This window comes from Streptomyces sp. NBC_01689, from assembly GCF_036250675.1.
Taxonomy (GTDB): domain Bacteria; phylum Actinomycetota; class Actinomycetes; order Streptomycetales; family Streptomycetaceae; genus Streptomyces.
Genome location: NZ_CP109592.1, coordinates 1 through 13855, shown reverse-complemented (window position 1 = coordinate 13855; position 13855 = coordinate 1). Strand labels below are relative to the sequence as shown.

Sequence of the window (13855 nt, the reverse complement as noted above, 5' to 3'; positions counted from 1 at the left end):
TGGTCGGCTTTGGGAGGGGTGGGCGCCCCCGCGTGTTCGGGGTGGGTGGAGAGCTTCCGGTCCATACGGCTGAGTGGTTTACCGGATGCATATGCCGAGGGGCTATCTCCTTCGATCTACCTTCACAGCGTAGTCATTTGACTACTTTTAGCGAGAAGGGATCGGGGATGCGTTTTATGTCCACGGGCCGGATGGCGGCCCTCGTGTCGGCGGCCGTGTTGCTGGCCGGCATGGCGGGTGCCGGGTCGGCTCAGGCGCAGCCTGCCGCTCAGGCCGTGTATCCCGGAGGGCTCGTCACCTACTCGATCGAGTTCTCCAACCCGCAGGAGAAGGACAACAACAACCTGCCGGAACCCTACGGGCGGGTCTATGTGACGGATGGCGTCCTGCGGCAGAGTGCCCTGTGGGAGCATCCGGACCTGGACATCAACACTCCTACCGTGCCGCGCTATCCGGAGGCCGGGGTCACCCAGCGGTTCGCCGACCACCTGATCAACGAGGTGTGTGCCTTCGTCGGTGAGGACGACACGGGCATCAACGTCGATGACGTCCTCGCTCAGGGCTGCGAGCCGTTCCACGGTCCCGGCGCGTACACGATCCCCGGTCCGGACGGGTCGGTGACGGTCACCGTGTACCACGTCGGCTGACCTCGCCCCTGCATCGCGAACCATCAGGAGGGGCCGGGCCCCGTACGGAGCACCTTCTCCGTACGGGGCCCGGCCCATCTGCTCGGAGCTGGTCGTGTCCGCCGCGGGGCACGGAGGTGTCTTTACTTCTGTGGTGTGGCCTGTGGTGTGGCCTCACCACAGGCCACACCGGTGCGGTCGCGCTGTCCCTGTCCGGTCGTTGCGCTTCGCTTCGCCGGGCTGAGTGCGCACGCGGTGCGCAGCACAGTGCAGGGCTGTGACCTGCCGTGGTCGGGTCATGGGTCGGGTCTGTGGTCGGGTCCGGCGGCGCTGGCCTGTTGCGTGGTCGGGCGGGCCGGGAGGTGGGTTGCGCAGTGGCTGGTCCGCTGCGTGTCTGCGTTTGCGCAACGGCTGCGCAGAAGTTCAGCCGGTAGCGTCGTCGGGCTTGTCTTCCGGCCGGCAGTAGCTGCAGGTCTGGACGTATTCGGTGTCGCGGAGTGCGACGCGGAACTCGTCTGGGGTGATCGGTGATGTTTTCCGGGTGGCCCGGGTGCAGCTGTCGATGTGGAGGATGGCGGGCTCGGGGTCTTTGGGGTGGCGTTTGATCTCCAGCATGTAGCCGTCTCCCGTCCCGGTGGGGCCGTTGGGGTGCCGTTCGGTGAGGCTGGGGAATGGCGCGGGTGCCAGGGTCGGCCGTGCCTGCCGCTGCGGCCGCGGTGGGCGGGCCGGCTGCGCGGCGGCGTGGAGGGCGCGCTGTACTTCCTCGCGCTGCAGATGCAGGTAGGTGCGGATGGTGTCGGTGTCGGCGAGCTGCTTGTCGAGGTGGGCGAGGATCGCGCGGAGGCGGGCGGGATCAGGCGGCAGCTCGGACATGCGTTCGATTATATTCGTGTGGTCGGTGTGGGTGCCTGCCAGGATCCGCTGACCTCTGACAGGTGATCTCGTCCCTTTGACAGGTGCGTTTGACCGCTGCTGGGTTCCTGTCGCCCAGTCTCGGCGAGCGGCCGGTGCTTGGTGAGGGGTGGTGGGATCAGTGGTTGCGGAACGGTGCCCAGGGATCGGGGAGGGGAGCGCTTGGGTCTTCACCTTCGGTGGACAGTCCGACGTAGGCGCGTAGGGCGGGGCGGGTACCGGGGAGGCCGTACTGGGTGAACCGCTCGTGGAGGTCTGAGCCGAACGGCACGGGCTGGAAGTCCGCGGCGGTCAGCAGCTCGGCCAGGACCCTCAGCAACTCCCGGCGTCCTGGGGAGAGCTCGGCGAACACCGGTACGGTGTCCGCGGGGTCGAACAAGGCTTCCAGCAGGTTCTCGACGCGGACGGCCAGCGGGCGGGGCACGACTCCGGTCTCCTCGATACGGGGCAGGGCGCGGACGATCTCCAGGAGGACCCCGTCCGGGTCCTCGGCGGCGCCCATCAGGTGCAGCAGACTGCGGACGGTGTAGCTGTGCAGGTCGCCCGCGTGGTGGGCGGTAGGGGTCTCGGGGGCCGGCCCGGCGCCGAAGGCCGCCAGCTCGGCGGCGATGCGCTCCGCCGGCGGCAGGCCGGGCGCGGTGGCCGGGTGTGCGGCCAGCAAACGGGTCAGGGCGGTGGCGGCGGCCCAGCGCGGCAAGGGGTGCTCGTGGTCGAGGTGGTGCCGGAGTCGGCCGTGCGGGTCGTGGTCGGCGATCAGCCCGACCGCGATGAGGACCGTGGCGACGCAGACGGGGTCCCGCTCGCCGTCGAGGCAGGCCAGCAATGGGAGCAGCGTGGCGTCGGCCTCCTCGGGGAACCAGCCGAGGAGGTACGCGGTCTTGGTGCGGATTTCCGGGTCCCGGTTGCCGAGCAGTTCGAGCAGGACGGGAAGCTGGGCGCGGACCGCATCATAGGAGCGCAGTGCGCCCTCGCGGGCGTCGACGGGGTGCCCCGCCGCACAGTACGCCCGTCCCTCGCGCAGGTTCTTCAGCCGCTTCTCGTCGGTCTCGGCGGCGATCTGCCCGTCGTACCAGCGCAGATTGTCTTCGGGGCTGATGGCTGCGGCGCGCCACGCGACGGTGTCGATGCCGAGCGGGAGGTCGTACTCGTCGTGCCAGTCAACGGCCAGACGGGTCAGCAGCAGCAGCGCGTCGGCCCGGGCGCCTGCCGGGCCCGCGGCAGCGATTCGGGTGAGGAACGGCACGGCGTACGGAGAGGCCGAGTATCGGGTGCCCTGGTGGAAGATGTTGCTGAACAGGCTGCGGATGGCGCTCTCCCGGGCCTCCTGGTCCGGCCCGCACACCGTCCGGAGCTGGCCGGGCACGTCCTCGGCGCTGCCGTAGGCATGTCCCAGGGCTGCCCAGTCGATGTCGTCCAGCCCTGCCAGGAGATCGTCGGATCGCTTCATGATCCGTATGCTCGCAGGGACCGCTGACACCGATCCCGCAGGCGAGCTGTCTCCTTGAACCCAGCGGTCAAACTCACCTGTCAATCAGTCAAGATCGCCCGTCAAAGGACGGTGAGCGTGGTTCCGGCGGCCGGGATCATGTGTTTGTCGCGCCCCCGGGTTGGGGCCGTACTGCTGAACGTTCGTCCGCCGTGGGAGAAGGAACTCGCAGGTCCCGTAGCAGCGCTGCGACCTCGGTCATTTTCCAGGCGCGCTCGCGTACCTGCTCTCCCGGCTCCACGGTTTCCAGGAGCAGGCAGGGGTACGGCCGGCGGCCACCGTTGAGCCGTCAGTGTCCTTTCGCCTGCTGACGATCAACGGTGGCCGCACTGTGGGCATCAGCCAGGCGTATCGGCGGTCTCGGCCGTGTCGGTGGCCTGCCGCTGTGGAAGTGCGCCCGCTGGTGGCGCCTGCCGCACTGCACGGTTGGCAGTGGTGAGGAGGGCCAGGATGAGAAGCCATCCGCCGCAGACCCAGACAAGCGGCTTGGAACCCAGCGTGGTGATCAGCGCGCCGCCTGCGAGCGTGCCGATCGACAAGGCTCCCGTGGTGAGCGTGGAGACTGCGCTCGTTGCCCGGCCGCGCAGCTCATCGGGGGTGATGGCCAGTTGGTGGGTGGTCATGGCCACGGCATAGACCGGAGCCACCAACGACTCCGCGGCTGCGACCGCTGCCAGTGTCAGCGGGTTGGGCGCGAGAGCGTACAGCGGGAACATCAGTGCCTCCAGCCACAGCATCACCACGGCGATGCGGCCCAGCGGAAAGCGGCGCGTGACCCTGTCCGAGACCAGCGCCCCCGCCATGGCGCCAACGGCCGCGCCGCTGAAGATGAGGCCGATCCACAGTGGCGAGGCTCCCGCCTGCCGGGCGAGGGTGATGATCAACAGGTAGCCGGCGCCGTAGCGCACTTTGTCAGCGGCCGAGACGAGAGTGAGGAAGCGGATGACCGGCTGGCGCCAGAGCCAGCCGATGCCTTCTCGGATCTCGGTGGTTAGAGGCGATGTTGTCCGAACGTCCTGTCGGTCCACTTGGAATCGAGCGCGCATCAGGCGCAGCGAGGCCGCTGACACCGCGAAGGAGACCGCGTTGAGGGTGAATGGCACAGTCCGGCCGACGGCGTAGAGCGCGCCGGCGAGTGGGGCCCCGAAGATGCCCACCGCGCCGGCGGCGGACTGCGAGTAGCCGAGCGCAGCGGACAGCTGTCGAGGACCAACCACGTTGGGCAGCGCGGCTGTGTTCGCCACCTGGAAGAGAGTGGTCAGGACCCCGGCAAGCAGCGCTGTCGCATACAGCTGGGGCAGGGTGAGCCTGTTCAGCCAGAGTGCGACGGCGACGCCGGCGGTGAGTACGGCCCGGCCAACCTCACACCAGATCATGGTGGCCTTACGGTCCCACCGGTCGACCAGGGCGCCGGCAATCAGGCCGAACAGCAGGAAGGAAAGGGTGCCCAGGCCGAGTACGTACCCGGCTTGAGTGGCCGACCCGGTAAGGGCCAGCACGATCAGCGGCAAGGCCATGAAGTGAGCCTGGTCGCCGACAGCAGAGACCAACTGGCCGCTCAGTAGCAGCGAGAAGTCCCGATTCCGGAACAGGCCGGGATCGCGAAGAGTATTCAATTCAGTTACGCTCCGTAACAGCTCGTGGACACACGGGTGACGTCGAAGCTGGTGTCCGAGCTAAGAAACACGAGGCGTAACAGACATGTGCGAACCGTAGCCAGAGCGCGGGCCGGACTGCAATCCGGTTTTCGAGATAGCCGTACGACCCGGCAGGCAGGCAACCGTGGGTCGCCGCCGCGCTGTTGCCCGGGTGCGGGCGTGAGGTCTGTACGGGTACCTGGTGGCGCCCCGGCGGGCACGGGCGTGCCGGTGATCATCGGTGCTGCGAGTGCGCTCTGCGCATCGGTCGCGCGCACCGCCGGCAGGTCGTGGTCGGGGTGGTGTGGCTGCTGGTGTGATCCGGTAGGGCGTCGACCGTTCCCCCTGCCGTCTTCCCTACCGATCCCCCTGCCAACTCCCCTACCGGCAGGCGCAGTAGCCTCACAGTCATTCGTGCAGGTCAGCCTCTTTGACCGGGCCCGACCGTGGGTCCCGACAACCCTCTCTCCTCATCCTCCTGTCCACCCGCCTTGTGATTGATGTCAGCGGCAGGTGGCAGGGTGGATGCGGCGTTGAGTCGATCGGGTTTGCGCGCATCCGTCCATATCCGGCCCGGCCTGGCGCGGCCGGTCCGTGGCGCCTGTCGGCGCCGTGGGCGGTGAGACGGGGGCGGGGAGGGGTGTGGGGTGTGGGTGGTTCGCTGACGTATCCGTACGGGTCGACCAGCTTGGTGCGCGGGCACGTGCTCGCGGCGCTGGGTGTGCTGAAGGTGGCGAGCGCGGATCAGATCCGCCGGCTGACCTGTCCCGGCCACAAGGACAGCAAGGGCGTGCGCAACGCCTGCCTCGATCTCGCCAAGCACGGGCTGACGCAGTCGGACGGCTACGCCCGGGACGGGCAGAAGCTGTGGGGCCTGACCACCCTCGGCCTGACCGCCGCAGCCGAGACTCTCGGACGTCCTGCTGCGGACATGGGCGGCACCGCACGCGGAGCGGCCCGCTCGGGGGCCCCGCACGCGATGGCCGTCAATGAAACCGTCATCGCCCTCACCGGCACCCAGCCCGTCCCCACCCGCCCAATCCTGCGCACCACCCCAACCCCCGGGACACTCGCGGGATCCGGCACGGCGGCCGCGTCGCCGGTTCCGGCGGGGTTCGGGTCGGTGACGTCGTGGGCGACGGAGGTCGTGCACCCCATGCCCGGCGCGAGCCGGACCCGCGCCTCGGTGCGCACGGACGCCGTCCTGCGGGCTGCGGAGGACGGCCTGCCCGCGCTGCTGGTGGAGGTGGACCGGTGCACGGAGGCCGACGACGTCCTGGCGGCCAAGTTCGCCCGCTACCGCGAGTTCTTCCGTGTACAGGTGAAGGACCACTCCGTCGCCGTGTCCCACGGGGGCCAGCACGTGCCGTTGTGGGAGAGCTTCTACCCGCCGACCGGCCGCGACGGGTATCCGCCGATCGCGGTGGTCTTCGACCCCGGCACCAGGCTGGGAGAGCAAGCGCTCAAGAACCGGATGAACCGGGTCTTGGAGCTGACCCGCGACCACTGGTCGGGCAAGTATGAGAGGCGCGGCGGATACGGCGGTGAGGAGCCGGACGGCTACGTCGACTACAAAGATGCCATCCCGGTCCTGTTCACCACCCTGACCCGCCTCCAGGACTCCGGCCCACAAGCCGCGGTGTGGTGGCGCTGCGGACACCGCAGCTGGGAAACCCTCACCGACGCCCTCGACAACCCCCGCGACGTCCGCGCCTGGCGCCGCCGTGAAAGGGAACGCCACAAAGCCCGGCAAGCCCGGGAAGCGAGGGAGCGAGAGGAGCGGCGGCCGGCTGCCAACGAAGGTTGGGACGGGCCGCGCGTGCCCGAACAGCCCGAACCCGCGACCCCGCCCTGCCAGACCTGCGGCGGCCCGCTCGGGGGGCTGGGCATTGACGATCCTTCCGCCTCGCCGCCGGACGGCCGTAACTGCGCATCCTGTCGCGACGTCGATGCAGCCATACAACCCCCGATGGGGCTGTTCAAAGCCCTCTTCGGCCGCCCCGACAAGGACACCCCACCCCAGCCCCCGACCGGGCTGTAAAGGGGGCCTTGAACTGGCCGCCGGCAGACGGCCGTTGAGCAGCACACTCACACACAAAGCCCCTGCGGCCTGTACAACGATGATCCAGGAGCCCCACTACCCGGGGGGCGTCATCTGCCGTGCGCAGTCGTTTCGCCCCCCCCCGTTATGTTTTCCGCGGTCCTGCAAGAGGGCCGCTGGCCTCCGGGCCCGGCATGGCTGTTCCCCCCTGTCGAACCGATGACCTGGGGGGTGGTGCCACCGGGCCCGAGAGGCGCCGTTGGAGACGCTGATCAGAGGTCCGGCCACCGTCCGGTCCGGCGCAATGCCGGGCAGTTCGCGGGCGGCAGGTCTGCATAACGTGGATGCGCGCACGACGCCAACGCCCCGGCCAGCACACACGACATCCGTTCGGGAGGACGGCTTGAACGACAGCGACGAGACAGACGTCTTCCTCGGTTTGGACGTCGGCAAGACCACCCACCACGGGCACGGGCTCACCCCGGCCGGCAAGAAGGTCTTCGACAAGCAGCTGCCCAACACCGAACCGAAGCTGCGGGACGTCTTCGAGAAGCTGAAGACCAAGTTCGGCACCGTCCTGGTGATCGTCGACCAGCCCGCCTCCATCGGCGCCCTCCCGCTGACGGTCGCCCGGGACACCGGCTGCAAGGTCGCCTATCTGCCCGGCCTGGCCATGCGGCGGATCGCCGACCTCTACCCCGGCGAGGCGAAAACCGACGCGAAGGACGCCGCGGTGATTGCGGACGCGGCCCGCACCATGCCGCACACCCTGCGCTCGCTGGAACTCACCGACGAGATCACAGCCGAGCTGACCGTGCTCGTCGGCTTCGACCAGGACCTCGCCGCCGAGGCCACCCGCACATCCAACAGGATCCGCGGCCTGCTCACCCAGTTCCACCCCAGCCTCGAGCGGGTCCTCGGCCCACGCCTGGACCACAGCGCCGTGACCTGGCTGCTGGAACGCTACGGATCTCCGGCGGCCCTGCGGAAAGCTGGGCGACGCAAGCTTGTTGAAGTGATCCGGCCCAAGGCCCCGCGCATGGCGACACGCCTGATCGACGACGTCTTCGACGCACTCGACGAGCAGACCGTCGTGGTCCCGGGCACCGGCACCCTCGACATCGTGATCCCATCCCTGGCCCGCTCGCTCGGCGCCGTTCACGAACAAAGACGGGCGGCACAAGCCCAGATCACAGCCCTGCTGGAGGATCACCCTCTTTCCAAGGTCCTGACGTCGCTGCCCGGCGTCGGCGTCAGGACCGCCGCTGCATTGCTGGTCACCGTCGGCGACGGAACCAGCTTCCCCACCGCCGCCCATCTGGCCTCCTACGCCGGCCTCGCCCCGACAACAAAGTCGTCGGGGACCTCGATCCACGGCGAACACGCGCCCAGAGGCGGCAACCGGCAGCTCAAACGCGCGATGTTCCTGTCCGCGTTCGCCGCTCTGCACGATCCCGCCTCCCGCACCTACTACGACAAATGCCGCACCAGAGGAAAGACCCACACGCAAGCCCTCCTCCGGCTCGCCCGACAACGCATCAACGTGCTCTTCGCCATGCTCCGCGACGGCACCTTCTACGAACCCAGAACCCCACGCCTCGCTTGACCAAAGACATAGAGGCACCCCCCCCGCCGGCGGCTGCGCACGGCGTCCCTTGCCGTCCGGGCGATGCGGTGGCCGAACCCCTCGCCGGCCGCCAGGACATAATCATTCTGGCCGTGCGCAGCCCGTCGTCGTCCGCTCTGGAGGGCTGCGCACGGCCTCCAGGCCGCTTGAAGCTCGTGAGCCGGGCCGCGGGGTGGGTTCCGGCACCGGGACCCGGTTGGTGCGCCATTCGTGGGGAGGTGGTCAGGCGCTGCTGTGCCAACGGGGGAATGGATCATAGAGTCACGGCCGGGAGGGATAATCCCCCTCCACGACCATCAGAGCCGCCGAAACCGGCCGTCATTCAGTCGCCCCGTCGAACACAGCACGCTCTGCGGACCGTGTCACGATGCTGCTGGGTGCCGGTCCTGCACTGCACACGGCACCCCTCGCCGTGCGCGGCCTCAGCCCCCCCGAGCAGGCCGCGCACGGTGTCCCCGCACCCGAGTGGGCCTGGCAGTCCCGTCCGTCCTGTCTGTTCACGAGTCGCTTCCGACGTGACGCCGCCCCGGGACCGGGGGGGATGGGGCACTGAGGTTTGGCCGCGTCGGGTACGGACCGGGCCGTCAGCGTGCCGGCGTGGCGAGCAGTGACATGGCTTCTCGCAGTCGTTTGCATGCCCAGTCGTACTGCTCTGTGCCGGTGTGGGCCCGGTACTCGGTCTCGATGATCTGGATCAGGGCGAGGTGGAGGTTGTACAGCCGCCGGCGGGTCAGCTGTGTGTGGGTCAGCGGCTGGTGGCCGTAACCCCTGAGGAAGGCTGTGGAGTCTCCGAACGCGCCCGGTTCGCTCCCGGCGAAGCCGAACTCCATCAGTGGGTCACCGTAGAAGGCCCGCTCGTGGTCGAGGATCGCCACGATCCGGCCGTCGCGCACCATGCAGTTGCCTGGCCACAGATCCCACTCGACGAACCGGGACTCGGTCACCTCGTCCAGTGCATCGGCGTGTGCTGAGACGGCGTGGCGGACGGCGTGGTAGCCGTGGGGGAGGACGACGGCCCGTCGCTCGCCGTCGTCCAGCAGTTCCTCGACCATCCGCAGGAAGGCCGCACGCCACGTGTTCTCGCCTGGTCCGGCCAGCGGGCCGAAGGCGGTGCCGGGGATGGCGTTGAGCTGCCGCGTGATCGCGCCGAGCGCCTCGTCGTAGGCGTCGAGTTCCGTCTTGGCCAGGGTGTCGCTGATGACGTTGAGGTTGTCCGCGTCGACGTACGACATGAAGAAGTAGTCGGCGTCGCAGACCTCGTGGGTCCGGTCGGTGAAGTGCACAGTGGGCACCGGGACTTCGGTGTGCTCCCGGATCAGCCGCAGTGCCTGCAGCTCGGTGGCCATGGCGCCACGTTCGTAGGTCATGACTTCGACGTCCGGCGGCGGCGCGATTTTCAAAACGACGTCTGTGCCGGAGCGCAGCCGGATCCGGTAGGCCACGTTGAACCAGCCGTGACTCAGTTCGCTGAACCAGTCCTCGTCCGCGTCGCACACCTCGTGGGGACCGTAGGCGCGGGTGACCATGGTGCGAAGGGCCGCAGCGGTCTGCCGGTTCTTTGTGATGCTCTCCATCAACCCTCCGCCCGAAGCATGATCGGACGGTAGCACCAGCTCTGGACCTCCGAGCGGCGCTTCCCCAGGCTGGGCGGCCTGTTCCCGGATCCGTCGGTGACGGCCGCGGCGAGTGCGGGGGTGACCTACTTGGTGCGTGTGTCTCGTGTTCGCGGGCCGGGAGAATCAAGAGCCAAAATGCCATGGCGGTGCCTCATGGAGGGCTGGTAGCAATTGATGATGTCAACTGAAGCTTTTGACTCGATGGAACGTCTCTTCGCCGAGCGGGCCTGCGGGCGTCTGATCGTCGAGTTTGTGCGCCGCCTTGACCTGGGAGATCCGAGCAGTGTTGCGGACCTCTTCACCCCGGACGGGGTGTGGGAGTGGCCTCATGGCGGCCGGAGAGTGGAGGGGCGTGAGGCGCTCCGCAGCTACTTCGGTTCGCGGCCCGTGGACCGGCTGTCGCGTCGTATGTCTACGAACATCCTGGTCACGGTAAATTCCGCGTGGGCGGCCACCGCCACCTCTTACTTCGCCACTTACCGGGTCGACGGCTATACCGATGGCATGGTGCCCCCGAGGCTCCCTGCGAACGTGGGTCACTATGAGGACACATTCCGGAAGGTCGAGGACACTTGGCTCCTCGCCAGCCGGGTCACGCGCCTACCATTCGGCGCAGAGACGGTGCGTCTCAGCCACCCCGACCAGTCGTGACCGCGGGGGGGCAAGCTGGCTTACAGTCCATCTTCTTCCGTGGCCTTGCCCAGACCGCTGAGGTTTCGCTCGACTTCGTCTACCGCTGCACCGAACAACTGCGACGCCGCCTCGGGCCCCCGGCACACCACCCGTCTCGAGACGTCCCGACGGCGATTTTCTGCCGAAGGCCCGCTCGATCTCGGCGGCCGGAAATGGCGTTCGCTTGCTCTCGGTGAGCAGATGACGGACGAATTCGCCTGTGGGGTCACCCCCGAGCAGGGGGTGGCCGTTTTCAGGAAGCGCCATCAAGTCCGCCACAACCGTCGACCGACCAGTCCCAGGCTCTACCAGCGCATGCCGAGCTCATCGAGTTCCGCGCGGCGCTGTTCGCTCAGCTTGGCGGCTCTGCGGCGGGTGTTGTCGAGGAACGCTCCGAGTTTGACCTGCTCGCCCGCGACGTCCTCTACCGTCTTCCTCGGCACCCGCAGGTGGCCCTCGCGGGCGTGGAACGCCCGAGCCGCGGCGATGTTGGCGGCCCACCGGTCGTCCTGGGTGCGCCGGGCCGGTTCGAGCGTCTCGTCGTCGGCCGGTGCTTCGATGCCGATGGATTCGAGCAGGAACTGCTGTGCGGGCATCAGGCGCTCCCACCCGGTCCGCTGCGTGACGATCCAGGCTCCGAGGTCCTCGCCCTGGACGACCAGCTCCCCGCCCACACCCGGGAGTTGACCTCCGGCGCGGACGTGGGCGAGAGCGAGGCGGTAGCTGCGCTGCCATCCGATCTCCCACGCCGGGCACCACCCCGGATCCACCTCCGCGAGAGCCTCCATACGGCTCTCGGACAACTCTCCGGCATACGAGAGGCCCGTCTCTCCCGCGAGGCGCCGTTCGGCGTTCTCCACCGCCTTCCTGGCCGCTGCACGCTGATTCTTGGCCCACACCCCCAGCGGGAACGACTCCCACACCACCGAGGCGGCGGGCAGGAAGTGCCCGTGCACAGCCGCATAGGAGCGGGCGACGTCCAGGCCGGCGTCCCACGCGGAGGCGTGCACCGACCACACCATGCCCAGCCTCTCCAGCTCCGCCACCCGCGAGGCCTCCAGCGTCCCCGCGGCGTAGTAGCGCCGCTGGTCCGCGATCCACGCCCCCAGCGGATGCGACCCGACCGCTCCCCAGTCCTCCGGCGTGACGTACGTGAACGGCACCCGCAACTCGCTGCTCCCCGACTCCCGCAGCCACCGCGTGGCGGCCTCGATCCCACGCCGCCAGTAGGCGCCCTCGGGATCGATGACCCGCAGCTGCACGAACCGGGTCAAGGCCGCCGGGTCGCGTTCCTCGGTGAACCGCAGCACTCCCGCAGCCCGCGACGACACCCGCACCACCTCCGCGTCGACGTCGTCCAGGTCTCCATCCTCGGGGCCCAACTCGGCGTCCTCAGAACCCTGTTCGAGTGTCGGACGGCTGTTGCGCAGGCGGGGGTCCGCGAGCGCCTCGATCGTGTCTGCGTCATGCGCTCGGAGGGCTCCGAGGACCTTGCTGAGGGTGCTGTAAGCATCCGAGGTGAGCAATTCATTCGGATCTTCGTCCGGTCCGAGGAAAACGGGCACCACCAGAGAGGCCAGTTTCCCGCGCCCCGGATGCAGACGTAGGGCGCGCCCTACCATCTGCACGATATCGACCATCGACCCGCGAGCATCCGAAAATAGAACGGCGTCACACTCGGCAGTATCGACACCTTCGCCAAGAACCCTCACGGACGACAGAACACGAAACTCGGCACGCATATTCTGGCCCTTGAATTCGGGGCCTCCGAGGTAATCGGAGGCGAATTCTTCCAGCACATTCCGGCGGTGCCCGGGCGTGTGTTCGCCATACAGCCAGTCCGCCCACACCTGCTCTGCGGGCGGGTACACGTCCGGCTCTTCTGCCGCGAGCCGGGCTGCGACCAGCGGGACCGACGCGGCCATCGCTTCGGCCTCGCCGACCCGGCTGTGGAAGCTGAGGACCCGTCGGAACCGCTCCTCCACGGCCGCGTGCATCAACCCCGTCTGTACAGCAGCCAGCCGTGCCCCACGCACGGCATCCGATCCGGTGTCATCGCTGGTCAACGCCGCATACAAATCAGGGTCACGGATGTCCAGGCACAGGACCTGGTAGGGCGCCACGATGCCCCGGCTGATCGCCTCCGACAACGTCAACATGTACGCCACCGGCCCGAAGACTGGCGAACCGTCCTCCATCGACGCCACCAGCCGCGGCCGCTCGCCCTCCGCCTCCCACACCCGGGCTGTGGCCGTCATGTACAGCCGACGCTCCGCCGGGAGCTGCGCCTGGTCGTGAACGGCCGCCCACGGCTTGAGACCGTCACCACTCGTACGGTGCGCCTCGTCTACGACCATGAGGCTCCACACTGGGAGGCCGGCCGCGTGTGCGCGCTGGAGGATGCCCAGGCCGACGGACGCGTACGTCGCGAACACGGTGACCGTCTCCAACCCGGCCATCCACGCCACCAGTTCGTCCGGGTCCGTCGTGCACGGCAACCCTTGGCTGTCCTCGGTACGCAGCGAGCAGACACCGATCATCGCTCCGGACCGACCTGCACGGCGCCATGCGCCGGCCATCTGCGTCAGCAGGTCCAGAGTGGGCACCAACACCAGTACACGGCGGGCAGAAAGGCGGTGCGCGGCCTCCGCGCCGATCAGGGTTTTCCCGGAGCCAGTGGCGGCAATTACCTGCGTTCGCAGACCGTCCGGAGGGATACGCCCCCCGGGAGGAATTCCGAGAATGCGAGCAATATTATCGACCGCTTCGGCCTGATGTGGACGCAATTCCATCTGATTCACGAGAGTCCAATGCTCGAAGGTGCGGAATGGTGACTGCCTCTGATTCCAGAATTCACCCAGTCTCCGAATGACGACTTTCGCTATCGAGGCATCAATCGAGGCATCAAGGGGCGAGCGGTACTCAGCTATCATCCCAGAACCAAGCCAGCCTGAGAAGTGACGCACGCGAGTTGGCCGGAACCGAGTGGAGTCCTTCGAGGATGACCGATTCCGACCGACAGGCCACACCCCACCTCCCCCTACTGCTGCGTCTTTCCCTGGCGGGCCCGGAGGGTCCGTCAGGTCCCGTACCGGACTGCGGAGCAGGCCGGTACGGAGTCCGGTCCGGGAGGACCGGACGTGCCGTATCGCGGAGCGATACGGCCAGACGGAACGGGTTCCGGCTTCGCGCGGAGCGCGGGAAGTGCCGCGTAGCGGCACCGCGTCGTGTCTGCGGG

At 68.4% G+C, this 13855-nt stretch carries 9 protein-coding genes; 4 read left to right on the top strand and 5 right to left on the bottom strand.

The window, feature by feature from the left end; genetic code table 11:
• The first annotated feature begins 176 nt into the window (after nucleotides 1–176).
• Nucleotides 177–647, top strand: coding sequence for a hypothetical protein (locus OG776_RS00045; protein WP_148014801.1), 471 nt, complete (start codon nucleotides 177–179; stop codon nucleotides 645–647).
• Between the two features lie 402 nt (nucleotides 648–1049).
• Here OG776_RS00045 and OG776_RS00040 read toward each other — a convergent pair whose 3' ends face one another.
• From OG776_RS00040 to OG776_RS00030, 3 genes are all read right to left on the bottom strand, one after another.
• Nucleotides 1050–1499, bottom strand: a complete 450-nt coding sequence (locus OG776_RS00040; protein WP_148014802.1) for a DUF6233 domain-containing protein — start codon at nucleotides 1497–1499, stop codon at nucleotides 1050–1052.
• Nucleotides 1500–1656: 157 nt separating this feature from the next.
• On the bottom strand, nucleotides 1657–2985 hold the full coding sequence (locus OG776_RS00035; protein WP_148014803.1) for a HEAT repeat domain-containing protein: 1329 nt from the start codon (nucleotides 2983–2985) through the stop codon (nucleotides 1657–1659).
• Between the two features lie 377 nt (nucleotides 2986–3362).
• Nucleotides 3363–4640, bottom strand: coding sequence for an MFS transporter (locus tag OG776_RS00030; protein WP_329317960.1), 1278 nt, complete (start codon nucleotides 4638–4640; stop codon nucleotides 3363–3365).
• Between the two features lie 670 nt (nucleotides 4641–5310).
• On the opposite strand from OG776_RS00030, the gene OG776_RS00025 reads away from it, so the two are divergent.
• Nucleotides 5311–6702: a replication-relaxation family protein gene (locus OG776_RS00025; protein WP_329317958.1), complete on the top strand. Its 1392-nt coding sequence runs from the start codon at nucleotides 5311–5313 to the stop codon at nucleotides 6700–6702.
• Between the two features lie 403 nt (nucleotides 6703–7105).
• Complete coding sequence (locus OG776_RS00020) at nucleotides 7106–8308, top strand: IS110 family transposase (RefSeq protein ID WP_329317956.1); 1203 nt, start codon at nucleotides 7106–7108, stop codon at nucleotides 8306–8308.
• Between the two features lie 605 nt (nucleotides 8309–8913).
• Here the strand turns inward: OG776_RS00020 and OG776_RS00015 are convergent.
• On the bottom strand, nucleotides 8914–9903 hold the full coding sequence (locus OG776_RS00015; protein ID WP_329317954.1) for a phosphotransferase family protein: 990 nt from the start codon (nucleotides 9901–9903) through the stop codon (nucleotides 8914–8916).
• Between the two features lie 243 nt (nucleotides 9904–10146).
• Here OG776_RS00015 and OG776_RS00010 point away from each other — a divergent pair, with 243 nt between their 5' ends.
• On the top strand, nucleotides 10147–10596 hold the full coding sequence (locus OG776_RS00010; RefSeq protein WP_443077150.1) for a nuclear transport factor 2 family protein: 450 nt from the start codon (nucleotides 10147–10149) through the stop codon (nucleotides 10594–10596).
• A gap of 326 nt (nucleotides 10597–10922) precedes the next feature.
• Here OG776_RS00010 and OG776_RS00005 read toward each other — a convergent pair whose 3' ends face one another.
• Nucleotides 10923–13409: a DEAD/DEAH box helicase gene (locus OG776_RS00005; RefSeq protein ID WP_329326628.1), complete on the bottom strand. Its 2487-nt coding sequence runs from the start codon at nucleotides 13407–13409 to the stop codon at nucleotides 10923–10925.
• Nucleotides 13410–13855: the final 446 nt, after the last annotated feature.